The sequence below is a fragment of the Paludibacterium purpuratum genome, assembly GCF_004363805.1.
Taxonomy (GTDB): Bacteria; Pseudomonadota; Gammaproteobacteria; order Burkholderiales; family Chromobacteriaceae; genus Paludibacterium; species Paludibacterium purpuratum.
Window position 1 is genome coordinate 125,979 of record NZ_SNZP01000007.1, and the last position, 22,004, is coordinate 147,982.

Sequence of the window (22,004 nt, forward strand, 5' to 3'; positions counted from 1 at the left end):
TGTTTGCAAATTTATATATTATTCAGTGGATTATATCCCATGGGCATGGATTTTTTAGCCGGTATTTGCATTTTTGTTCGGGTCTCAAGGTGGCGATTGCAAATGGCGGTCAAAGCGGTGGAATCCTGATTTAAAATCCCCCTTGCGCAATTTATACGAGCGTATAAACTATGGGTATGACAAACGTGAATCGCACATCGTCGACTCGACAGCTACTGCTGGGCGTCGGCATGCAAATGGCGCGCGAAGGGGGCTTGCGCGGTTTGACCGTGCGCGGCTTGGCGGCGCGCGCCGGTGTCAATCCCGGTGGGTTCGTCTACCACTTCGGCAGTCGCGATGCCTTTTTGTCCGAGCTGATCGAGACTTGGTACCAGCCCTTGTTTGCGCAACTGCAGTGGCATCAGGAGGAGGGCGAACCGCCGCTCTCGCGACTGAGAGCCATGTTGCTGCAGTTGGTGGGGTTCATGGTCGAGCACCGGGCGTTCGTGGCGCATCTCTTGCAGGATGTGGCGGCCGGCGAGCCGGCGGCGATTGCGTTCGTGCATACGATGGAAGCCCGTCACCCGCTGTTATTGCTGCAGGTGATTCGCGAGGCGCAGGCGGCGGGCGTGTTGGTGCGGGCCGATCCGCTGCATCAAATGATGTTCATCATGGCCACGCTGGGCGGGCCGCTGCTATTGGCGCAGATGCTCGCCGGCATGCCGGCGTTGCCCGAGGCGTGGGTGCGTATCGAGGCGCAGTTCGCGCTGGATGGCGCGGCCATCGAGCAGCGTCTCGATTGGGCATTGAAGGGTTTGCAGCCATAAGGGGGCAAAACGAGATGGAAAAAAAGGTGCGCAAGCTGGCGGTGGGGGCGGTGGCGCTGTTGGCGGCGGGAACGTTATGGGCGGTATGGGCGGCGAGCCGGCCGCCCGAGCCGTTGGTGTTATACGGCAACGTCGATATCCGCCAGGTGAACCTGGGCTTCCGCGTGGCAGGCCGGCTGCAATCGCTGGCCTTCGACGAAGGCGATGCGGTGCCGGCCGGCGCGGTGTTGGCTCGGCTGGACGAGGAGCCGTATCGGCATGCCGAGGCCGAGGCCGAGGCCAATGTGGCGGCGGCGCAGGCGCGCGTGGCGCAGATGAAGGCCGGTTATCGGCAGGAGGAAGTGGCGCAAGCGGCGGCGGCGGTGACGCAGCGCCAAGCGGCATGGCAGGACGCCGAAGCGGCGCTCGCTCGGCAACAGGCCTTGCGCGGCACGGGGGCAGCAGCGGCGCGCAATTACGATGACGCGCTGTCCGCGCGCGATCAGGCGCGGGCGCAATTGGCGGCGGCGCAGGCCCAGTATGCGCAATACCGGCGCGGCTATCGGCAGGAGGATCGCGATGCGGCTCAGGCCGCGCTCAAGCAGGCCGAGGCGTTGTTGGCCAGTGCGCGGCTGCAGCGCAGCGATACCCAGCTCAAGGCCCCGCAAGGCGGCGTGGTGCTGACGCGTGCGGCCGAGCCCGGTACGATCCTGGCGGCCGGTTCGACCTTGTTCACCTTGTCGCTGGGCCACCCGGTCTGGGTGCGTGCCTACGTGGCGGAACCGGATCTAGGGCGCGTGGCGCCGGGTACGGCGGTCAAGGTGGTGACCGATGGCCGGGCGGATCGTCCCTACCGCGGGGTGATCGGCTACGTGTCTCCGAGCGCCGAATTCACGCCGAAGAACGTGGAAACGCCGGATCTGCGCACCGGCCTGGTGTATCGGCTGCGCGTGGTGGTGAGCGATCCGGATACCGGTTTACGCCAGGGCATGCCGGTGACCGTGCGCTTGGCCGATGGCCGCTGAGATGGACGACATGATTGTGGCCGAAGGCCTGGAGAAGCGCTTCGCCGGCTTGGCCGAGCCGGCGGTGTCGGCTTTGTCGACCGTGCTGCGCGCGGGACGTATCACCGGTCTGGTGGGGCCGGACGGTGCCGGCAAGACCACGCTGATGCGGATGTTCGCCGGTCTGTTGGCGCCCACGGCCGGCAGCTTGCGCGTGGCCGGTTTCGATCCGGTGCGCTCGGCGCGCGATTTGCACCAGGTGGTCGGCTACATGCCGCAGAAGTTTGGTTTGTACGAGGATTTGACGGTACTGGAGAACCTGGTGCTGTACGCCGATCTGCGCGACGTGACCGGGGCGGCGCGCACGGCGAGTTTCGAGCAGTTGCTGGCCTTTACCGATTTGGCGCGCTTTACCGGCCGGCCGGCCGGCAAGTTGTCGGGCGGCATGAAACAGAAGCTGGGCTTGGCCTGCGCCCTGTTGGGGCAGCCGAAGGTGTTGCTGCTGGACGAGCCGAGCGTCGGCGTGGACCCGATTTCGCGCCGCGAACTGTGGCGCATGGTCAATACGCTGGCGGACGACGGCATGGCGGTGGTGTGGAGCACCTCGTACCTGGACGAGGCCGAGTTGTGCCACGAAGTGCGGCTGATGAATGGCGGTCGGATGGCTTACGACGGCACGCCGGCGGAGCTGGCGCGGCGTATGGCCGGTCGAAGCGTGCAGTTGCGCGCGATCGAGGGTAACCGGCGCCAGGTGCTGACGCGCGCTTTGCGCGACAGCCAGGTGATCGATGGCGTGATCCAGGGGCGCAACGTTCGGCTGGTATTGCGCGAGGCGGGGCAGTGGCCGGACTTGGCCAGCCTCATGGCGGGGGCCGAGGCGCAGTTGGTCGAGGTGACGCCGCGGCTGGAGGATGCCTTTATCGATTTACTCGGCGGCGGCCCGGGCGGCGAGTCGGTGCTGGCGCAGGTCATGCCTTCGATCCGGCTGCCGGACGGCGTGTCGGCCGATGCGATCATCGAGGCGCGCGGACTGACGCGTACCTTCGGCGATTTCACCGCGACCGACCATGTGACGTTCCAGGTTGCGCGCGGCGAGATCTTTGGCTTGCTCGGCCCCAACGGCGCCGGTAAATCCACCACCTTTAAGATGATGTGCGGTTTGCTGACGCCGTCGGCGGGCGATGCGCGGGTGATGGGCATCGACCTAAAACGCAGCGCGAGCCAGGCCCGGCAGCAGTTGGGCTATATGGCGCAGAAGTTCTCGCTGTACGGCAAGCTTTCGGTGGCGGCCAATCTGCGCTTTTTCTCGGGGGTGTACGGTCTGCGCGGCGAAGTGCAGCGCGCCAAGATCGACGAGATGGTGCGGGTGTTTGCGCTCGGGCCGTATTTGGATACCGTGCCCAACGATTTGCCGTTGGGATTCAAGCAGCGCCTGGCGCTGGCCTGCGCGCTGATGCACGAGCCGGCGATCCTGTTTCTCGACGAGCCGACCTCGGGGGTCGACCCGGTGACCCGTCGCGAATTCTGGACCCACATCAACGGGCTGGTGGAAAAGGGGGTGACGGTGATGGTGACCACGCACTTCATGGACGAGGCCGAGTATTGCGACCGTATCGCGCTGGTCTATCGCGGGCAGATGATCGCCGCGGGCTCGCCGGATGAATTGAAGGCGCGCGCGGCTAGCGCCGAACTGCCGGACCCGACCATGGAGGATGCCTTCATCAAACTGGTGGCCGAGAGCGACGCGGCGCGCGAGGGGGCGTTATGAGCGGATTGTCCTGGCGTAGGCTGTGGGCGCTGTGCCGCAAGGAAAGCTACCAGATCGTGCGCGATCCGAGTAGCGTGCTGATCGCCTTCATCCTGCCGGTGCTGTTGTTGTTCATCTTCGGCTTTGGCGTCAGTCTCGATGCCAGCCGTATGCGCATCGGCATCGTCAACGAGGATGCCAACGCCGAGTCGCAGGCTTTCGCCGAGGCGCTGTACGGCTCGCCGTATATCGACGCGGTGCATGGCCATTCGCGGCGCGAAATGATCGAGTGGCTGCGTGCCGGCAAGGTGCGCGGCGTGGTGGTGCTGGCGCCGGATTTCGCCCGCCGGCTGGCGGCCGGCAACGCGACCGCGCCGGTGTCGCTGTTGACCGATGGCGCCGAGCCGAATACCGCCAACTTCGTCGCCGCTTATGTGCAGGGGGCCTGGCTGGTGTGGCAAAACGAGCGGGCGCGGGCGACGGGGGGCGCGGTGGCGACGCCGATCGAACTGACGCCGCGCTACTGGTTCAACCCATCCACGGTCAGCCGCAATTACCTGGTGCCTGGCTCGATCGCGGTGATCATGACCATCATCGGTGCGTTGCTGACGTCGCTGGTGGTGGCGCGCGAGTGGGAGCGCGGCACGATGGAGGCCTTGCTGTCGACGCCGGTGACCAAGGCCGAACTGCTGTTGTCGAAAATCTTGCCGTATTACCTGCTGGGCGTGGTGTCGATGCTGATTTGCCTGGCGGTGACGGTGTGGGTGCTGGGTGTGCCGTTTCACGGTTCGCTGGCGGTGTTGTTGGCGGTGACCAGCCTGTTTCTCGGTAGCGCGCTGGGGTTGGGGCTATTGATTTCGACGCTGACGCGCAATCAGTTCAACGCGGCGCAGGCGGCGCTCAATGCCGCTTTTCTGCCGGCGACCATGCTGTCGGGCTTCGCCTTCGAGATCGCCAGCATGCCGGCGCCGGTGCGCGCCGTGACCTATCTGATTCCCGCGCGTTATTTCGTCAGTGCATTGCAAACCTTGTTCCAGGCGGGGCAGATCTGGCCGGTGCTGTGGCGCCAGATGGCGTTTTTGTTGGTCTCGGCGTTGTTCTGGCTCGGGCTGACGGCGCTGAAAACCTCGCGGCGCTTGGACTAGGAGCGGACATGGCTTATCGCTTGTGGACCTTGATCGTTAAAGAGTTGCAAAGCCTGCTGCGCGACCGGCAGGGGCGCTTGCTGCTGATCATGCCGGTGCTGGTGCAGGTGTTGGTGTTTCCGTTTTCTTCCACCTTGGAGGTCAAGAACAGCACGCTGGCGGTGTTCAATCAGGATAGCGGCGCCGCGTCGGTGGAGGTGTTGCAGCGCCTGGCCAGTACCGAAGCGTTTCCGCATGTGCTGATGGTACATGGCGACGATGAGTTGCGCGCGGCGATCGACGAGCAGCGGGCCTTGTTGGCGATCCGCTTTCCCGAGGATTTCTCGCGCAAGTTGGCGCGCGGCCAGAGCGCGCCCTTGCAGGCGCTGATCGACGGTCGGCGTTCCAATAGCGCGCAGATCGCCTTCAGCTACGCCCAGGCGGTCGTCAACGGCTATGTGGCCGACCAGCTTGCGGCGCGCGGGGTCGCGCCGCCGTCGACGCTGGCGGTACAGAACCTATACAACCCGAATCTGGTGTACCGCTGGTTTGTGCTGCCGAGCCTGGTGGCGATCATTACCACCATCGGCGCGCTGATCGTGACGGCCTTGTCGCTGGCGCGCGAGCGTGAGGAGGGGACGTTCGAACAGTTGCTGGTGTCGCCGTTGACGCCGGGGCTGATCATGGTGGGCAAGGCGGTGCCGGCGATGATCGTGGCGACGATCCAGGGCAGTATCATCGCCGCCGTGGCGGTATGGGCCTACGGGGTGCCGTTTACCGGTTCGCTGTTGCTGTTCTACGGCGCGATCCTGTGCTACGGCTTGTCGCTGGTGGGGTTCGGCTTGTTGATCTCGTCGGTGTGCGCCACGCAGCAGCAGGCGTTTCTCGGCGTGTTCAGCTTCACGGTGCCCGCGGTGGTGCTGTCGGGGTATCTGGCGCCGGTGGAGAACATGCCGGCGGTGCTGCGCTACCTCAGCTTCATCGATCCGTTGCGGCACTTCATCGTGATCGTCAAGGGGCTGTTCTTGAAGCAGTTCGATATTGGGTTGGTGTGGCCGCATCTATGGCCGTTATTGCTGATCGCCGTGCTGACGCTGACGGCGGCGTATACGGTGTTTCGGCGCAAAGTGGCGTGATCGGAAAGTAGGGGGGCGGGAGTATGGCGAAGCCATGGTGGTGGGCGATGTTGGCGGCGGCGGGGCTGGCCGGCTGCGCGGTCGGTCCGGATTATCAGCGACCGCAGATGGCGCTGCCGGCACATTTCGGGGTGGCGGGTACGGTGCTGACCGAGGCCGTGCCGGCCCAAGGCTGGTGGCGCGCGTTCGACGAGCCGGTGTTGAACGATCTTGTCGCCCGGGCGCTACGGCAAAACCTGGACGTGCAGGCGGCCTGGGCGCGCGTGCGCCAGGCCCGCGCGTTGGCGTCTGCCGCCGGCGGGGCGGATTGGCCGCAGTTGTCGTTGTCGGCGCAACAGACGCGCGACCGGTTGAGCCTGCGCGGCGAACAGTTCGCCAATATTCCATTCGCCAATCCGCAAAACCAGTTTACCGATACCCGCGCTGGCCTATCCGCCTCCTGGGAGTTGGATTTGTTCGGCTATAACGCGCGTTCGGTCGAAGCGGCCACGGCGCGCGCCGGGAGCGCCGAGGCGATGGCGCAGGCGACTGCGCTTGCGACGGCGGCGGATGTGGCGCGCAATTATCTGGATCTGCGCGCTCTGCAGCAGCGTGCGCAGCTGGCGGCCCGCTCGGCCGAGTTGGCGGCCGAGACGCTACGACTGACACGGTTGCAGCAGCAGGCCGGCGAGGTCGGACAGTTGGCGGTGAATCAGGCCGAGGCCGCGGCGCGCAATGCCGCTGCGGCTTTGCCGCCGTTGCAAGCGGGGCTGCGCGCCGATCTGGATGCGCTGGCGGTGTTGACTGGCGTCGCGCCGCACGATTTGGACGCGCAGTTGGCGCCGGCGGCGCCGCTATCCGATCCGCGCGGGGTGATCGGGGTCGGTCTGCCTTCCGAGTTGCTGTTGCGGCGGCCGGACGTGCGGCGCGCCGAGCGGGACTTGGCGGCGGCCAGTGCCGACGTGGGGGTGGCCACGGCGGCGCAATACCCGCGCTTTTCGCTGGTCGGTTCGTTCGGGGTGGATGCGGTGCATCAGGGGCAGTTGACCGAGCAGGCGAGCCGTTTCTGGAGCGTGGGCCCGGCGCTGTCGCTGCCGCTGTTCACCGGTGGCGCGCTGAGCAATCAGCTCAAGGCGCGCCAGGCCGCCTACGACGCGGCGCTGGCCAGTTACCGCAAGACCGTGTTGCAGGCGCTGGCGGATACCGAGACCGCATTGATGCGTTTCGACCGCGATAGCGCGCGACTCGATGAAGTGGCCGGGGTGCGCCGGGCGGCGGAGAGTACGCTGGATCTGACCCGGCGCCGGGTGGCGGTGGGCGAGGCGTCGCAGTTGGAGGCGCTACAGGCCGACAGTCAGTTGCTGCAGGCGTCCGACGCCTGGGTGCAGGCATGCGCGGCGCGCTCGGCGACACTGGTCGGCCTATATCAGTCGCTAGGCGGCGGTTGGTGAGGCGATGACCGACGGCGCACGGACGCTCGCCGCGTCGTCTTGCACGTTCCAATGTCGACGCAAGGCGGCGATGGCGTCGGCAAACGCCGCGTCCGCCGCATCGATGTGCCCCGCCATATTCAAAAAGCCGTGAATCAGCCCGGGTTGCCGCGCGCACTGCGTCGGCACGCCGGCCTCGGCCAGCATAACGGCGAAGGCCTCGCCCTCATCGCGCAAGGGGTCGAAGCCGGCGGTTTGAATGTAGGCGGGGGGTGCGCCGGTCAGGTCGGCAAACAGTGGCGATACTTGCGGATGACGCAGCTGTGCGTCGTCGGTGTAATGCGCTAGGCACCATTGCATGCTGTCCAGTTCGAGATAGAACCCTTTGCCGAAGCGCCGAATGGAAGGGAAGCTGCCGCTGTTCTCGACCGCCGGATACCAAAGCAGTTGAAAGCCGGGGCGCACGGCATCGTGGCGCGTCGCCAGCGAGACCACGGCGGAGAGGTTGCCGCCGGCGCTGTCGCCGCCCACCGCGATCTTCCGCGGGTCCATGCCCCACTGTCCGGCATTGCCCGCCAAGACGCGGAAAGCGTGGATGGCGTCTTCGACGCCGGCCGGAAACGGATGCTCCGGCGCCAGTCGGTAATCGACGGAGATCACCTGGCAGGGGGTTTGGGCGGCGAGCGCGCGACAGGGCAGATCATGCGATTCGATCGATCCGAGCACAAAGCCGCCGCCGTGGTAAAACACCAGTGTCGGCGCCGACTGGGCGAGTCCCGTCGGCCGATAGCGGCGGATGCGGATGGCGCCGGCCGGGCCGGGTAGCGTCTCGTCGCTGACGGCGACATGTTGCGGCGACGACTGGGCGAGCAGTCCGCCTTCCCAGTCCATTGCGCGCCGTGCCGCCGGCACGCCCAATTGGTGCCAGGCGCGTTTGCCGGTCAATCGGCGCAAGCGCAATGCCAATTGCGTCTGGCGGTCGAGCATTGCGCCGTCCATATGGATCGGCGGGCCGGCCAGCAAGTTGATCAGCGGCGCGGGTAGCCGCATGGCGCGTCGAGCCAAGGCCCGTTCCAGTCGCTGAGTCAGGGCGATTGCGCGGCGGATCAGCATGACATGTCTCCCATTTTTAGTTGCGATAAAGCCGGCCGCGTATAACGCGGCCGGCTGTTTTGTGCGCTGAGCGGCATTCGCGCCGATGTTGTCCGCCGGCGGGCCGGTCAGATGTCGGGGCGCATGTCCAGCGGATGGCCGAGGTCGGCGGGCACGTCACGCAGTATGCGTCTTGCATAATGCGCGAAACCGGCCTGGGAGCGCTTGTCCTGCAAAATCCAGTCATGCGCTTCCCGGGCCAGCGCCGGTGCCACGTCGACGATGTCGCCGGCCGATTCGGCCAAGAGCTGCAGTCTGGCGGCGCGTTCGCATTGCATCGCCATCATGCAGGCTTCCTCGATCGTCGCACAGGCAATCACCAGGCCGTGGTGAGCCAAGAGCGCCGCGCGTTTATCGCCCAGTACGGCACTGATCAGTTCCCCTTCGCCATTGCCGACCGGTACGCCGGGCCACTGGGGCAGAAAGGCGACATCCTCGTAGAGCATGCACGCGTCCATGTGCGCGACCTTCAGCGGCCTGCCTAGCATGGAGAGGGCCGAAACATGGATCGGGTGGGTGTGGATAATGCAGCGCACGTCGGGCCGCGCGCGGTAGATCCAACTGTGGAAGCGGTTGGCCGGATTGGGCATGCCGGCGCCCTCTTGCACATTCAGGTCGTCGTCGACCCGCAAGAGGTTGCCGGCGGTGATTTCGTCGAAGCCCAGACCCAACCGCTGGGTGTAGTACGCACCGGACTGTTCGGCGCGCGCGGTGATTTGCCCCGCGAGGCCGGAATCGTGCCCTTGCGCGAACAAGATGCGGCAGGTTAGCGCCACTTTCTCGCGCAGCGACCAGTCCGGCGCGCCGAGATGGCGCTGCATCTGTTCTTTCGCCCGCTCGATCAGCGCCGGCTTGTCCATCGTCATGGTGTCGACCATGGGTTCTCCTTGTTTTGAATCGTGCCGTGTCCCTTCGTCGAGCGTGTCAGGCGATGGCGGGTTGCGCGCGCTGGCGCTCTTGGTGCGCGGCCTCGATGGCGCTGAAGAATGCCAGGCGCGCCTCGACCAGCTCGGTGCCTGCGCGAATCATCACGTCGATCTGCTCCGGCGCGGTGCTGGCGATGTCCAGCATGATGTCGCGGATCGTCTCGGCGTGGCCGTCGTCGCACGCCACATGGATATGGAAAAAGGCGATGTCGTGCTGTGACGCGCCATGGGATTCGAAGCCGCAAATGATGTCGCTGTATATCGACGGCACCAGCGCCTCGGCCCCCAGGCACAGCGCGCCTAGGCCGCTTGCCGGATTAGGGTCGCGGCAATGCTGGTACATGCTCTCGATCAGCCGCTGGGTGCCGGACAGCGGTTGCGCGTCGTCCAGCGTCAATGCGTAGTGATCCAACATTTCCCGATAGATCAAATGATGCGGTTGCGGGCTGTCCGGCGCCAAACCAAGCTCCTCGAACAGGTTTTCCGCCAGCTCCAGCACTTCATTGTTGCTGGGCAGGTTGGCCATCATCGCGCACAGGTAGCGGGTGAAATGCGCGCTATAGAGCCCTTGTTGCACCAAAAGAATTTTCAACTCGTCGAGCGTGACGTTGCCGGCCCGGCAGCGTGCCAGCAGCGAGTGAGAGCGGATTTGTTCGATCAATTGCGCTTTGGCCGATTCCAGGCGCATCAAATATTTGTCCATGCGATGGCTCCATAAAAAAGTAGAGAAAAGGCCCAATCGGACCGATGTGTGTTGCGTTGCAGCAGCGGCACAGTTGCCGTGAATAGCGGCCGGTTCTCGCGCGATGCGAGGCGGTGGCCTTTTGTTTTTCTTCTGCAAAATTTCACTAATTTCTTCTAATCTCTGTTAATTGCCGCTAAATGTGATATTTGTTTGTTTCAACTGTTTGAGCATTAAATATCACCAGGTATATCGGACAGGGGTCTAGTCGTGGCATTTCCAATAGATTTTTGTCTGCAATACATTTTCCGTTTTGCTATTGGGATGGCGGAACGGTGAGCGTCCACGTTGAAATCCACAGAAAATTCGCTGCCTATGCAAGAACAAGTCATCCACGCTTTGCCCGATCTGCTGTCGGCGACCTCCATCGAACAACTGCGGCAGCGTTGCCATCAGTTGATCGCCAAGATGGGTCTGGATTTTTTCCTGATCGGCATCGAGGCGCAGTCCCCCGGCGGGTCGCCGCCGCGGGTCGAAACCAACTACCCGTCGGCCTGGATGGAGCGCTACAGCCAGCAGCAGCTGGCGATCCAGGATCCGGTGGTGAGCCATTGCCGCCAGTCGCCGCTGCCGCTGATCTGGCACCGCGACCGCTTCGAGGGTGAAACGGCGCAACAGTTGTTCGAGGAGGCATCGGCCCATGGCTTGTCCGTCGGCGTGGCGACCTCGCTGTGCGGCGTTCGCCGCAATCACTCGATGATGATGAGCGTGGCTTGCGATGCGCGCACCGATGCGCGCACTGACCAATGGCTGCAGACGCTGACCCCGGTCGTGCATCTGTTGTGCTCGTATGCCTACGAGGCGATCTGCCGGATCGAGGAGGTCAGCCAGGCCGCCGTCAACCTGACGCTGCGCGAGCATGAATGCTTGCGCTGGGCCGCGGCCGGGAAGACCTCGTGGGAGACTTCCCGCATCCTGCGCTGTTCCGAGTCCACGGTGAATTTTCATATCCGTAACATCATCAACAAGTTAGATGTGTCCAACCGGCGTCAGGCGGTGGCCCGCGCGCTGGCCTGGGGGCTGATCGCGGTTTGATTCAGCGGGCCAGCACGGCGCCGGCGAGCGGCATCGGTTGCTGAACCAGGCCTTGCAGCTCTTGGCGCTTGAGCTTGCCGCTGGGTGTGGTGGCGATGTCGGTCACCAACTCGATGCGATCCGGGCGCAAGGCCTTGGGCCGCAGCTCGTTTTGGATGCGCTTCATCAGATCTTCCACCAGCACCGCGCCGGCATGGCCCTTGGCGTCGGTGACCACATAGGCGCGCAACCGAGTCAACCCTTCCTCGGTGGCGACCGGCAAAGCGGCCGCCTTAAGCACGCGCTTGTCGGCGAGCAAGAACGCCTCCAATTCCTGCGGACTGACCCAGTAGCCGGCGACCTTGATGCGCTCGCTGTCGCGCGAGACGAAGCACAGGCTATCGCCGTCGCGGACAAACAAGTCGCGGGTCGGGAAGGCCGCCGGCGCCGGTTCGATGGTGCCGGCACCGCCGGGGCGCAGATAGCCGAGCATCAGGCAGCCGCCGGAGAGCGCGAGCGTGAAGGCGTCGCTCTGGCTGTTTGCGCTGTCCGCGTGCGGGGTTTCGGTGTAGTGAAAGCCTTCGACGCGGCGCAGACCGGGCATCCCCGCGGCGGTTTCCGAGAGATAGGGGGCGAAGGTTTCGGTGGCGCCGATCGAGTCCAACATCTGCGAGCCGGTCCAGGCTTCCCAGCGCTGCCGGATCGTTGCCGGCAGACGTTCGCCGGCGGAGAGGGACAGGCGCAAAGCGCTAAGGTCGTAGTCGCGTTCCGCGCGGGCCATCAACAGGTGATAGAGCGTGGGCACGGCCAGGAAAACGCTGACCGACTCGGCCTCGATGACGTCGAGAAACGCGGTGTGGCGCTGCCATTGCGGCAACAGCACTGCCGTGGCGCCGACGCTCAGCGGCGCATGCAGGCCTTGCAGGCCGAAGGAGAAAAATGGCCCGGTGCTGGCCAGTACGCGATCATTGGCGGTGAATCCCCACATCGGCCGGGTGACGGTCCGCTCGAACTCCCAAAACGACCGGTGGGCGTGCGCACACAACTTGGGCCGGCCGGTGGAGCCGGAGGTGGCCAACACCAGCGCCGGACTCAGGTCGAAGCTGGCTTCGATGTCGCCGACCGCGTGCGCGTCGGTTCGCGCGACATGCCGAGTGGCCAGGGTTTCCACCGACGTCATGGTCTCGGCGCGGGGGTGGGGTGTCGCTGGGTCGGCCAGAATCAGTTCTGGATCGTAGCTCTGCCACAAGCCCTCGTAGTGCTCGCGGGGCAGGTCCGGATGCACCATGAAGGCAAGCCGTTGCGAGCGCATGGCCGCGAGCCAATAGACGATATTTTCCAGGGTCGCCGCGCCGATCAGCGCCACGCGTTGACCCGGGCGGCGGCCGGCGAGCGAAATATCCAGCTCGCGTGCCGCCGTCAGGCTCAAGGACTGCAACTGGCGGTAGCTGAGCGTGCGCCGGCCGTGCGCGCCGTGCTCGATCAGGGCGATGCATTCGCCGCGTCCCGCGCGCACGTGACGATCCACCAATAGGTCGACGCAGCCGGGACTGGTGTCAATAGACATAGCTAAAACCTCGTAAGTGTTATGGGGCGTTCGGCCCGCGATCAGTTTTCCAGCGCCGCGGCTCTCGTCGGTGTCGGGCGACTGAAATCCATGGCTTGTGCGCTGTCACGGAATAGATCGCGCAGGCGTGTCATCGTCGCCAAGGGGTCGGCGCGCTGGAACACGTTTCGGCCCACGCAGATACCGCCGGTGCCGTTCAGACAGACCGCCGTGGCCAGTTCCAACAACGCCATTTCATCCGCCAACGCGCCGCCGGCGAACAGTACGGGGGTGTGTTCCTGAATGCCGTCCACCAACGATGGGATATCGTTGAGGTTTTCCGGCGCGGCCACCTTGAGCGCATCCACGCCGAGCTCGACCGCCGCGCGCATGAAGTGGCGCAGAGGGATCATGTCTTTACCGGACATCGGGCCTTTGTCGTACACCATGCAGAGAATCGGCAGGCCGTAGGCGTGGGCTTGGTCCACCGCCTGGCCGATCATGCGCAGATTGTGACCGGCGGTGACGGCGGAAAAGTTGGCCTGGATCGATACCGCATCGGCCCCTAGCCGAATCGCGGCCTCGACGCTGGTGAGCATTTCCTTGAAGTCGGGCGTCTCGCCGATATTGAGCGAGCCATTGAGGTGGATCATCAACCCGCAGCCGGGTGCGCCGCCCAGGCGCTCGGCGAACCCTTTGTGCGCGACGATGCCGGAGACGACGTCCGGGTCTAGCCAGCGTTGTACCTCCTCCACCCGGTTCAACCCTTCCAACGGCCCCAGGGTCAGGCCGTGGTCGATGGGGACGATCAGTGCTTTGCCGGATTGCCGGTCGACGAAGCGCGACCAGCGGCGTTTGCGTGCCATTTCAGTCATTTCGAGCCTCCTTATGTGACGGTATGAGTGAACAGGGGTTAAGCGTCGCTGAGCACGGAGCGGATCGGCCGGCGCAGGATCTTGCGCGTGGGGATCGCACTGGCGAGCGCGGCCAGAATGACGACGACGAACAGGGTCAGCGCATAGACCGGTACGACCCAGGCGACACCCACCGGCACGGCATTGCTGGAGCCGGGCGGCGTCCACATGATTTTGGCCACCTGCACCGCCCAAGTGATGCCTAGCGCGCCGAGAATGCCGGTCAAGGCCGCCGCCGCCGCGAGCCAGCTGTTTTCCAGTGCGGTCAGGGCCATGACGAAGCGGCGCGTGAAGCCGAGGCTGCGCAGCGTGGCGAATTCACGGGCGCGTTGGGCGAAATTCATGTAGCTGGCGTTGAGCAGGCTGGTGAAGCCGACCACACCGGCCACGATGGCGATGAAGTTGAGGAAGCCGCTCAGCACGGTCTTGAACTGCTGATAGAAGGCGGCACGGTCGGACCAGCGGAAGACGGTGACGTCGAGACCCGCCGCTTTGAATTGCGCGGACAGCCGGTCGCGTTCGGCATCGAGGTCGGCGCCGTCGGCGAGCAATACGTGGTATTCGCTGATTTCGGCGGTGTTGAGCAGCGCCTGGGCATCGGCCATCGGCATGACCACCAGCCGGTCGTTGATTTCCTTGATGCCCCAGTCCATGATCCCGGTCGCCTGCGCCTGGGTGGCGTTGATGCGCGCCGTGCCGCGGGTGGAGACCGTCAGTTCGAGCGGCTCGGGCGGGCAGTGCATCGGCCGTGCCGTCGGCGTTTGACCGGGTTGCACCGGCGCGAAGCCGACCTTGGGCACGTCGCAGCCCAAAATGGCGGCCAAGCCTTGGCCCAGCACCAGCGGGTGCGGACGGGTTTCCTGCCACAGCGGGGTGCCGGCCACCACGTCGTACTCATAGGCCGGACCCTTGATGCGGCGTATCTCCTGCACGTCTTGGCCGATGCCGGCGAAGATGGTGCTGACCCGGGCGTTGGCCATCATGCCGGAAATTCTCAGAATGCGGGCGCGGGCGAGTACCGCATGATCGGCGGCCAGAATGGTATCGATACGGCTTTGCATGGCCCCGGTGATCGGGTTCTGGCCGGCGCCTTCCACCTCGCGCGCCAAGCCCGAGGCGGGCCGTTCGATCACCAGATGGCCGCGCGCGCCCCAGCGCATGAAGGCGTTCTGGATCAGCTCGACATTGGACTTCATGTAGCCGGCCAGCAGGCACAGCGCCAGAATGGACACGGCCATCACCACCAGCGTGCCGATGGACTTGCGCCCCTGCCGCCGCACGTTGCACAGCGACATACTCAGTAAAAGTCGGGTATTCATTGTGGTCATGCCTTTCTTACATGGTCATCAGCGTGTCGAGCGCGAACAGACTGTCCGGCGGGTTGCTGGGCGCGACCTGGACGTATTGCAACTGGCTGTAGCGGTCGGGGAAGTTGGCGTTGACGATCTTCATGCTGGAGACGAACGGTTGTTCGCGGCCGTTCACCTTGACCTTGTTGCCGTACTCGAAGGTGGCGATTTTGAACACCATGCCGCTGGCGGTAAGAAAGTCCGCCTTCACGCCCATCAGGCTGCGCTTGTCCAGGTAGTAGACGATGCCTTCATAGGTGGCGCCCGGCGTGGCCGCGTTCAGCTTGAGCTTGTAGCAATCCACACCGTTGACTTGCGTGCTGCCGACAAAGAGCGGGGTGTAGTCGCGCGCGTACTGCGTGGCGGCGATGTCGCCGTTGGCGGCTTCGCCCACCAGGCGTTGTTGCGGACTGATGCTGACCGGTTTGCGCAAGCCGGGTTTGATGTACCACATGGCGCGCGAGGCGATCAGGATCTTCTCGCCCTGGTAGCGCTTGGGCTCGACGGTGCGCGCCAGTGCCTTGCCGTCGCGTACCGCGATGTCGTAGGTGGTGGTGGTGGCGCCGGCCGGGTCTTCGGTGTGGATGCTGAGCGCCCACTTGTAGCTGCCCCAGCCGCCGCGCGCGAGGTCGGCCTTGCGCAGCCAGTCGCGCATGACGGTCTCGCTCGGCGCGTCTTCGGCGTGGGCGTGGCCGATGGTGAGCAGCGTGGTCAGCACCAGGCAGGCGGTGGTGGTCAATAGCCGGGTCAGCGGCACCGACTTGCCGTCGGCCAGCACCTTGCCGCCGATGCGCTTACGTGCGGTGACGGTTGCGCCCAGTGCGATGCCCAATGTGGCGACGACGATGGTGGCCAGCGCCCAGCTCAACGGGAGATCCAGCGCCAGTTGCACCGGTTCGGCGATACGCGGCAGTTGGGTTTGCATGTGCGTGAGCAGAATGCCGTACATGACCAGGTAGGCCAGTCCCAGCGCCACGCAGGCCGCAATGAGCGTGGTGAGCACGCTTTCTCGCACGAATAGGCCGGCGATCTTGCGACGGCTGAAGCCCATCGCGCGCAGCATGCCGATTTCGCGTGTGCGGTCGGCGACGTTCATGGCGACCGTGTGTTGAATGGTGGTGAGGGAGATGACGAACACCACGGTCCCGGTGAAGGCGAATACCATATTGAAGAATCCCATGAAGCTGACATAAAGTTGGCCGATTTGCGGATGGTTCCAGGTGGTCACCTCATAGCGGCCAGGCGCTTGGCGTTCCAGGCGAGCGGCGAGTGCGTCGCGGTAGGCGGCGGCGTTGCCGCGGTCATCCAGTTGCACCACCACGCGCGAGACGGCGTCGGTGTCGTACAACGATTGCAGCAAGGTGAGCGGTGCCTTCAGGCCCTTATCCTCGATCGCTTCGATGCCGGTGGAGAACGAGCCGGTCAACGGCGCCTCGATGGCGTTGAGCCGGTTGACGTAGGACGCGCCAAACAGTTGCACGTCGCTACCCTTGGCCGGCGCACCCAATAGATCCTGCAACTGTCGTGTCAGCAACAGGCCGTCCCGGCTGAGCGGGGCGGGCGGCGCGGCTAGCCGGCTGTCGGCTTGCAGCTCGGCCTCGAACGCCGGGTCGATGCCACGAGCGAGAAAAACCGCGTTGTGGCCGCCGGCATTGACCATGCCGACCCCGACCAGTTGGTCCGAGACCCGCCGGAAATGCGGCAGCGACTGCGCCAGCTCATGCACGGTCCGTTGCTCTTGCCGGTCGAGCGAGTATTGGGCGGGCGTGGCGGCCAATTGCTCCGGTCCATCTTTGCGGTACACCTGCACGTGCGCATTGGCGTCGCGGTAAATCACCACCGAGGCCAGCGAGCCTTCGACGAAGCGGATGTAGCCGAAGAACAGCAGCACCGCGAGCAGCCCGGCACCGACCGCCACGACCGTGGCCAGCGTGCGCCGTTGGTCGCGGTACAAATTGCGAAATGCCATGGCCCACATCACATCACCTCATAGCGGTTGGTTTGAGAACTGGGGCTGCCATGCTCCGTGCGCTTGGTTTGCTCATGGGTGACCGTGAGCTTGCCGTCGCGCAGCTCGACGATGCGGCTGACATGGCGCAACAGGCGGTCGTCGTGGGTGGAGAACACGAAGGTCACGCCTTGCTCGCTATTGAGCCGCTTCATCAGTTCGACCAGCGAGAGCGCATTGGCGGTGTCCAGGCTGGCGGTGGGCTCGTCGGCCAGAATCAGTTGCGGCCGGGTCACCAGCGCGCGCGCGATCGCCACGCGCTGGCGTTGGCCGCCGGAGAGCTGGTCCGGGCGGAAGGTGGCGAAGCGTTCCAGATCGACCGCGCGTAGCGCCTCGGTGGCGCGCTGGCGCATGTCTTGGCGCGACAGATTGTGCAGATGGAGCGGCAGCGCCACGTTTTCCTCGGCGGTCAGCACCGGAATCAAGTTGAAGTTCTGGAAAATCATGCCGAAGGTGCGGCTACGCAGCTGATCCAGCGCCTGCTCGCCCAAGGCTTCGATGGTTTTGCCCATGACCCGCAATTCGCCGGCCGAGGGTGCGTCCAGGCAGCCGATCAAATTGAGCATGGTCGTTTTGCCGCTGCCGCTGGGGCCGGTGATGGCGACGAAGTCGCCGGGCTGGATCTGAAAATCGACGCCATTGAGCGCCACCACTTCGACATCGCCAAGCTGGTAGCGCTTGGTGACGGATGCAAATTCAACTAAGTTCACGGCATTCCTCCGTTCGATTCACGGTCAGGGTTAGAAATGGATTTCCAGCGCCAGGTAGGCATTGCGTGGGACGGCTCTGGTTTGTGTCAGGTCGTCCGGCACCCGGCTGTGGGAAACGCCCAGATATACGGTGGTGTCATCGCGTGGGCTGAAAGAGAGCTCGGCGAACAGATCGGTGCTCGGCCGGTCCAGCCCTTGCTGCCAACGCGTGGTCAGCCCCCAGCGTCGGTCGCCGAACAGCTTGGGCCAGGTGGTTTGCAGCAGCGCATAGCGGTTTTGCACAAAGGGATGCAGCGGCCGGTTGTGCGAGGGGCTGCTGCCGCTGGACGGCGAGGCGGCGAGTAGGGGGTTGGCTTGCTCGGCCCGCGTCATGGCGTAGCCGTTGTAAATCAGCTCCAAGCCGATCTCCGCGCCGGAGGGCAGCCCATAACGCACGCTCAGCGTGCCGTCCCAGCGCCAGCGGTTGTCGTCTTGCGTCAACCACGGCCCGGTGTCGTCGCGCCGCGCATAGCCGCGCGAGGCGGCGAACTCGCCGCCAAGGGTCCATGCGTCGCCCAAGCCGTATTGGGCATAGCCGCCGACATAAGGCTGGAAACCGCCGCCGCCCGCCACGACAGCGCCGACGGTGGCTGACGGGTCGGTGACCCAGTTCCACTCGCTGCGCGCCAGTACGAAGGCACCGCCTTCGCGAATGCCCGGCACCGGATCGAGGTTGGGTTCGGCGACCAACAGGTTGAGCCGGCCCCGCTCGGAGATGGGGAGGCTGGCGAACGCCATGGGTTTGCCGGAGATCTCGCGCCGGGGCGTGACCGCGCCGTTATCGGGAAATAGCCGGTTGGTCGGGCTGTAGAGCATGGATGGCCCCCAGCCGAGCAAATGCTTGCCGGCGCCCACTTCGCCGCTGCCCACCGGCACGATGGCATAGCCTTCCGGCAGGTGCTCCGGCTGTTGCGAGGGCAGCCCATCCGGCTTCGATTCGCTGTCTAGCCAGACGCGTGGTTTCAGCACCACCCGGATGCCGTCGCAGGCGCCGCCCTCGCACTTGATTTTCAAGTCGGGCCGCAGTTCGGCGGCGTCATAGGTCGTCGTGCCGCCGCCGAGCGGCGGATAGAGATGACCGCGTTGATGCAGCAACTGCAAGGTGACGTCGTGCTCCAGCCGCCAACCGCCGGCCGTCGCGCCGTCGACATCGTCGGCGCGGCTCGCACCGGCGCCAAGCAGCAGCACGCCGCTCAGGATGGCCGTCATTCGGTAGCGAGGGCTGTGTTGCATGCGGCATGCTCTGTGGTGGAAAACGAGGCTTGCAGGTGCGCGTTATAGCGCTCGCGCAGGTGGCGTTTCAGCGTTTTGCCCGTCGCGCCGATCGGGAATTCCTCCCAGGGAATGATCCATAGATGGCTCAAGTGCTGCTCCGGCGCCATCTGGCGGTTGATCGCCTGCAGCAAGGTATACGGCGCTACCGGGGCGGCACCCTTGTTCAAGGCGACCACCGCCGCGGGTTCTTCCTGCGCGTCCGGCTGTTGGCGCACGCCGAACACCGAGACGTCCAACACCCCAGTGCATTTGAGCAGACGCTCTTCCAGCGGCAGCGTGTAAACCGGCCCATTGCGGGTGTGGATCACATCCACTTCGCGATCCAGGTGGATCATCTCGCCATCCTCGCCTTGGCGGACGACGTCGCCGGTGAACCACCAGCCGTCGCGCGATGCGGCGTAGAGCACGTCATGCGCGTTCCAGTAGCCGCCGAACATGCTCCTGCCCTTGATCATCAATAGGCCGGGTCGGCCTTTGACGACGGGCCGTCCCGTGCTGTCGGCCACTTTGATTTGCGGACCTAGCGGCGTTTTGCGGCCGACACGGCGATCGAAATGGCGTGTCCATGGCGTGGTGATGCGCAGCAGCGCGGCGATGCCCACTTCGCTGGAACCGAGTCCGTCGATGAATAGGGAGCCGTCGACCGGTAGGCCGAGCCGGCGGAAAAAGGAACCCTTGGGCAGGAAGGCGCGCTGCTGGACTTCGTGACTGGCGTCGGCGGTGGTGCCCCAGATGCGCACGCTGGCGAGCGCACGCTTGGTGGCGCCGGCGATCATCAGCCGGGTATAGGTGATGGGGAAGCCGAAGAATACGCTTGGCTGGCGCTGTTCCAGTTGCCACAGCAAGCCCTGTGCATCCAGGTCGCCGTTGACGATGCAGCGCATGCCCATCAGCAGGGTGCCGTGCAGATAAAGCTGAGACACCTGATGGTTCAGCGGCAAGGCGAAGCATGCCAGGTCTCGCGGCGACACCAGGTTGAACAGCACGATCGAGCGTAGCGATTGGGCGATGCCCTCGCTCTTGAGGATGACGCCTTTGGGCACGCCGGTCGTGCCGGAGGTATGGACGATGTACAGCGGGTCCGCGGAGCCGCGAGCCACGCGCGGCGCGGAACGGGGAGCCTGCCGCAGTAGTTCGGTCAGCGGGTAAACTCGCTCCTCGGTCGTCGGCGCGGGGCCGTCGGCCAGTACGGCTTGATGGACGCAGGCCGGTATGTACGGACGCACGCGCGCCCAGTTGGCGCAATCGGTGATCAACAGGCTCGCGCCCACGCGGGACAGATACAGGCCGGCGGTCTCGGGCGGTACGTTGGCGTTCATCGGCACGGCAATGGCGCCGAGGCGGATGGCGGCGGCAGAGAACAGGAAATAGTCGAAGTCGTTGGCTTTGTAGATGGCCACCCGGTCGCCGGGCTCCACGCCCAGGCTGTGCCAGCAAGCGGACAACGCATCCACGGTGTCGAGCAATTGGCCGGCGGTCCAGACGCGGCGGTCGATCCAGTGCATCGGCCGGGCCAGCTCGATCAACTCGCGTAGGCCGTGACGCCGTACGGCGGTTTCGAGCACGGTGTCGATGCGGTCGTCCCAGCGAGCCAGGAGCGTCAGCCGGCCGGGAAACCCCAAATGGATGAAAGCGAAGATCAGGTAGCCAAGTGCGGCGAACGCGAGGGTGGCAAAGAAATAGCTCATGGCGGCATCTGTCCGGGGTTAGAGAGTAGGTTCGAGTTCGTCGAGTAATTGCCGCAGCCGATCCAGCAGTGGCATGGCGAATTGCTGGCCGATGTCGCCGAAGGCGGCGCGGCGGTAGACCACGTCCAACTGCATCTGTCCATTGACCGTGGGGGTATAGAGAATGAAGTCGTACGGTGGCACCAGGCAGCCAAAGCCGATGAACTGCCGGGTGGGGTGCCGCGCCGAGCCGAAGCTCGAGAAGTCCTCCTCGATGCGCCCGGGGTTGGAGTAGCAGGCGTTAGTGCCTTGGCAATGGTTGAGCAACTTGCGGGCGAGGCCATGCAGCGATCGAATGCGTAGCGCCAATACCAGCGATTCCAGCCGGCCGAGCTCGTCGCTCACTTGCCGATCCGCCCGCGCCGTGCCGATGGCCCGGTGCACGGCGCGGACCAGTGCGTTCGCCTTGAGCCCCTGGCGGATGCGGATCTTGCTGGGCACCAGGTAATTGCGGAAGCTTTGGTCGTAATGGTCGTCGATCAGCCGGCGCAGACTGACGGCGCAGGTGATTCGCAACATGCCTCGCTTCTGCGCGCTTTGGTGTTCGAGCTGCCGCGCCAGCGCTGCGCACAGCAGCGTATTGAGGGTGACGCCGTTGGCGCGCGCGCTGCGCGCCAGCCGGGCGGATAGCGCCTCGGGGATGACACTGTGAAAGAAATCCAGCTCGCCGATATCCGGTTGCGCGGCGCGGCCCTCCCAGCGCGAGCCGGTCAACGGCACGCGCAAGCCGACATCGCGGAGTACCAAGTCGGCGGCCACGCTGCAAAACCCGCGTAGCCAGCGCATGGTCCGAGTCAGCGGGCGGTACCAGTCCGGCCGGATCTCGGGCAGGGTCTCGAAAGGCAGCGGTTTCATAGCGGGCGGCATGGCCGTCGCACCGCTCAAATGGGCGTAGTGGTCGATGATGCGTCGAAACAGCAGGCTATCGCTGCGTGCGTCGGCCACACCGTGGTGCGTGCTCAAATAGACGCAGCTGCTGCCGCCATCCGCCGCGGTGACCAGCAGCAGTTGGATAGGCGGGCGCTCGCGCCAGTCGAGCCGGTTGTGGAAACTGAAATCCATCAGTAGCCGGCGCAAGGTGGCGTCGCCGAGATCGCAGGCCCCATCGAGTTCGCTGTGCGTGACCAGGCGGTGCGGCTTAACGAAGACGTCGGTGCGTAGCTCGGCGCCGCCGGGGCGTGGTTGTGCCCGTAACAGCGGTATGCCGGCCATGGCCAGATGCGCGCTGCGTTCCAGTAGCGATGCATCCAGGCAGCCTTCGACGACGAGGATTTGGTTGGTATTGACGTTGGTCAGCTCGCCCAAATGGACGAAGAGCTCCGACAGGGCATCGAGTTGCCGTGCCCCCGCGACGGTCGCGCGGACAGGTAGCGTGGCGGTCTGAGAGGTCACGGCAT

18 protein-coding genes are annotated in these 22,004 nt (G+C 65.0%); 7 read left to right on the forward strand and 11 right to left on the reverse strand.

Features of this window, described 5'->3' with window-relative positions:
* Positions 1-185 precede the first annotated feature (185 nt).
* Genes DFP86_RS10020 through DFP86_RS10045 form a run of 6 tightly spaced genes read left to right on the forward strand, consistent with a single transcriptional unit; the run spans position 186 to position 7,226 of the window.
* Positions 186-806, forward strand: coding sequence for a TetR/AcrR family transcriptional regulator (locus DFP86_RS10020; protein ID WP_208108297.1), 621 nt, complete (start codon positions 186-188; stop codon positions 804-806).
* A 14-nt stretch (positions 807-820) separates the two neighbouring features.
* Entirely contained in the window at positions 821-1,810 is a 990-nt protein-coding gene (gene hlyD, locus DFP86_RS10025; RefSeq protein ID WP_133680746.1) for a secretion protein HlyD, read from the forward strand.
* Position 1,811: 1 nt separating this feature from the next.
* Positions 1,812-3,557: an ATP-binding cassette domain-containing protein gene (locus DFP86_RS10030; protein WP_133680748.1), complete on the forward strand. Its 1,746-nt coding sequence runs from the start codon at positions 1,812-1,814 to the stop codon at positions 3,555-3,557.
* Positions 3,554-4,681 (forward strand): ABC transporter permease, encoded by a 1,128-nt coding sequence (locus DFP86_RS10035; RefSeq protein ID WP_133680750.1) that lies wholly within the window; start codon positions 3,554-3,556, stop codon positions 4,679-4,681. The genes DFP86_RS10030 and DFP86_RS10035 overlap by 4 nt, the downstream gene beginning before the upstream one ends.
* 8 nt (positions 4,682-4,689) lie before the next feature.
* The gene (locus DFP86_RS10040; RefSeq protein ID WP_133680752.1) at positions 4,690-5,796 is read left to right on the forward strand and encodes an ABC transporter permease; all 1,107 of its coding nucleotides are present in this window, start codon (positions 4,690-4,692) and stop codon (positions 5,794-5,796) included.
* A gap of 23 nt (positions 5,797-5,819) precedes the next feature.
* Positions 5,820-7,226: an efflux transporter outer membrane subunit gene (locus DFP86_RS10045; RefSeq protein ID WP_133680754.1), complete on the forward strand. Its 1,407-nt coding sequence runs from the start codon at positions 5,820-5,822 to the stop codon at positions 7,224-7,226.
* Here the strand turns inward: DFP86_RS10045 and DFP86_RS10050 are convergent.
* From DFP86_RS10050 to DFP86_RS10060, 3 genes are all read right to left on the reverse strand, one after another.
* Positions 7,209-8,318, reverse strand: a complete 1,110-nt coding sequence (locus tag DFP86_RS10050) for an alpha/beta hydrolase (protein ID WP_133680756.1) — start codon at positions 8,316-8,318, stop codon at positions 7,209-7,211. The genes DFP86_RS10045 and DFP86_RS10050 overlap by 18 nt on opposite strands.
* A 107-nt stretch (positions 8,319-8,425) precedes the next feature.
* Positions 8,426-9,235: an aldolase gene (locus tag DFP86_RS10055; protein WP_133680758.1), complete on the reverse strand. Its 810-nt coding sequence runs from the start codon at positions 9,233-9,235 to the stop codon at positions 8,426-8,428.
* A 46-nt stretch (positions 9,236-9,281) separates the two neighbouring features.
* Positions 9,282-9,986 (reverse strand): iron-containing redox enzyme family protein, encoded by a 705-nt coding sequence (locus DFP86_RS10060; protein WP_133680760.1) that lies wholly within the window; start codon positions 9,984-9,986, stop codon positions 9,282-9,284.
* Positions 9,987-10,340: 354 nt separating this feature from the next.
* Between DFP86_RS10060 and DFP86_RS19460 the strand changes: the two genes are divergently transcribed.
* A complete protein-coding gene (locus DFP86_RS19460; protein WP_133680762.1) occupies positions 10,341-11,060 on the forward strand; it encodes an autoinducer binding domain-containing protein in 720 nt (239 codons plus the stop codon).
* A gap of 1 nt (position 11,061) precedes the next feature.
* Here DFP86_RS19460 and DFP86_RS10070 read toward each other — a convergent pair whose 3' ends face one another.
* From DFP86_RS10070 to DFP86_RS10105, 8 genes are read right to left on the reverse strand one after another with little or no spacing between them, the layout of a single operon-like run.
* Positions 11,062-12,606, reverse strand: coding sequence for an AMP-binding protein (locus DFP86_RS10070; RefSeq protein WP_133680764.1), 1,545 nt, complete (start codon positions 12,604-12,606; stop codon positions 11,062-11,064).
* 41 nt (positions 12,607-12,647) lie between these two features.
* On the reverse strand, positions 12,648-13,460 hold the full coding sequence (locus DFP86_RS10075; protein WP_133680766.1) for a class I fructose-bisphosphate aldolase: 813 nt from the start codon (positions 13,458-13,460) through the stop codon (positions 12,648-12,650).
* 38 nt (positions 13,461-13,498) lie between these two features.
* Complete coding sequence (locus DFP86_RS10080) at positions 13,499-14,818, reverse strand: ABC transporter permease (protein WP_208108299.1); 1,320 nt, start codon at positions 14,816-14,818, stop codon at positions 13,499-13,501.
* Positions 14,819-14,834: 16 nt separating this feature from the next.
* Positions 14,835-16,817 carry an outer membrane lipoprotein-sorting protein gene (locus DFP86_RS10085; protein ID WP_166642224.1) on the reverse strand — a complete coding sequence of 661 codons (1,983 nt, stop codon included), beginning with the start codon at positions 16,815-16,817 and terminating at the stop codon, positions 14,835-14,837.
* A gap of 8 nt (positions 16,818-16,825) precedes the next feature.
* Positions 16,826-17,566: an ABC transporter ATP-binding protein gene (locus DFP86_RS10090; protein WP_133680770.1), complete on the reverse strand. Its 741-nt coding sequence runs from the start codon at positions 17,564-17,566 to the stop codon at positions 16,826-16,828.
* A 30-nt stretch (positions 17,567-17,596) separates the two neighbouring features.
* Positions 17,597-18,838, reverse strand: coding sequence for a hypothetical protein (locus DFP86_RS10095; RefSeq protein ID WP_133680772.1), 1,242 nt, complete (start codon positions 18,836-18,838; stop codon positions 17,597-17,599).
* Positions 18,811-20,568 (reverse strand): class I adenylate-forming enzyme family protein, encoded by a 1,758-nt coding sequence (locus tag DFP86_RS10100; protein WP_133680774.1) that lies wholly within the window; start codon positions 20,566-20,568, stop codon positions 18,811-18,813. The genes DFP86_RS10095 and DFP86_RS10100 overlap by 28 nt, the downstream gene beginning before the upstream one ends.
* Positions 20,569-20,586: 18 nt before the next feature.
* A complete protein-coding gene (locus DFP86_RS10105) occupies positions 20,587-21,999 on the reverse strand; it encodes a hypothetical protein (RefSeq protein ID WP_133680776.1) in 1,413 nt (470 codons plus the stop codon).
* Positions 22,000-22,004: the final 5 nt, after the last annotated feature.

Excerpts from the sequence above, each read along its gene's own strand:
- hlyD (WP_133680746.1), top strand. The coding sequence starts at position 821 with ATGGAAAAAAAGGTGCGCAAGCTGGCGGTGGGGGCGGTGGCGCTGTTG.
- DFP86_RS10030 (WP_133680748.1), top strand. The coding sequence starts at position 1,812 with ATGGACGACATGATTGTGGCCGAAGGCCTGGAGAAGCGCTTCGCCGGC.
- DFP86_RS10035 (WP_133680750.1), top strand. The coding sequence starts at position 3,554 with ATGAGCGGATTGTCCTGGCGTAGGCTGTGGGCGCTGTGCCGCAAGGAA.
- DFP86_RS10040 (WP_133680752.1), top strand. The coding sequence starts at position 4,690 with ATGGCTTATCGCTTGTGGACCTTGATCGTTAAAGAGTTGCAAAGCCTG.
- DFP86_RS10045 (WP_133680754.1), top strand. The coding sequence starts at position 5,820 with ATGGCGAAGCCATGGTGGTGGGCGATGTTGGCGGCGGCGGGGCTGGCC.
- DFP86_RS10050 (WP_133680756.1), bottom strand. The coding sequence starts at position 8,318 with ATGCTGATCCGCCGCGCAATCGCCCTGACTCAGCGACTGGAACGGGCC.
- DFP86_RS10055 (WP_133680758.1), bottom strand. The coding sequence starts at position 9,235 with ATGGTCGACACCATGACGATGGACAAGCCGGCGCTGATCGAGCGGGCG.
- DFP86_RS10060 (WP_133680760.1), bottom strand. The coding sequence starts at position 9,986 with ATGGACAAATATTTGATGCGCCTGGAATCGGCCAAAGCGCAATTGATC.
- DFP86_RS19460 (WP_133680762.1), top strand. The coding sequence starts at position 10,341 with ATGCAAGAACAAGTCATCCACGCTTTGCCCGATCTGCTGTCGGCGACC.
- DFP86_RS10070 (WP_133680764.1), bottom strand. The coding sequence starts at position 12,606 with ATGTCTATTGACACCAGTCCCGGCTGCGTCGACCTATTGGTGGATCGT.
- DFP86_RS10075 (WP_133680766.1), bottom strand. The coding sequence starts at position 13,460 with ATGACTGAAATGGCACGCAAACGCCGCTGGTCGCGCTTCGTCGACCGG.
- DFP86_RS10080 (WP_208108299.1), bottom strand. The coding sequence starts at position 14,818 with ATGAATACCCGACTTTTACTGAGTATGTCGCTGTGCAACGTGCGGCGG.
- DFP86_RS10085 (WP_166642224.1), bottom strand. The coding sequence starts at position 16,817 with ATGGCATTTCGCAATTTGTACCGCGACCAACGGCGCACGCTGGCCACG.
- DFP86_RS10095 (WP_133680772.1), bottom strand. The coding sequence starts at position 18,838 with ATGCAACACAGCCCTCGCTACCGAATGACGGCCATCCTGAGCGGCGTG.
- DFP86_RS10100 (WP_133680774.1), bottom strand. The coding sequence starts at position 20,568 with ATGAGCTATTTCTTTGCCACCCTCGCGTTCGCCGCACTTGGCTACCTG.